Raw genomic sequence first — 321 nt, forward strand, 5'->3', positions numbered from 1 at the left:
ACCGAAAGCCTCGCCGGCCCGGAGGCGGCGCTTAACCGACAATGACCGGCTGTCCTACGCGATGGCGGTGAAGGGCAAGCTGATGGAGAACGAGAAGCTGGCCCAGCAGGCCGGGAGCAACCAGAAAGAGCAGTTCGGCAACTACCGCTCCTGAAAGCTGCGATCATGGATGCGGTCATCGACGCGCTCGACGCGCATTCTGCAATGAGCCAGCAAGCACTGGAGGCGCAGGCGGTTCAGGATGGGCTCAAGGCGGCGCTAATGGGACCGGGACGTCTTTATGAGGCCCTGCGGGATCAAGCGGCCTGAGGGCTGCACCCG

The 321-nt window shown here is 63.9% G+C and carries 1 protein-coding gene; it reads left to right on the top strand.

What is annotated here, in order from left to right:
• Positions 1 to 165 precede the first annotated feature (165 nt).
• Positions 166 to 309 carry a hypothetical protein gene (locus tag KTN05_RS18415; RefSeq protein WP_254368358.1) on the top strand — a complete coding sequence of 48 codons (144 nt, stop codon included), beginning with the start codon at positions 166 to 168 and terminating at the stop codon, positions 307 to 309.
• Positions 310 to 321 lie beyond the last annotated feature (12 nt).

The organism is Paracoccus sp. Z118 (assembly GCF_019061185.1).
Lineage (GTDB): Bacteria > Pseudomonadota > Alphaproteobacteria > Rhodobacterales > Rhodobacteraceae > Paracoccus.

What these genes read in the sequence shown, in the direction of transcription:
- KTN05_RS18415 (WP_254368358.1), top strand. Translation starts at nt 166, where the DNA reads ATGGATGCGGTCATCGACGCGCTCGACGCGCATTCTGCAATGAGCCAG.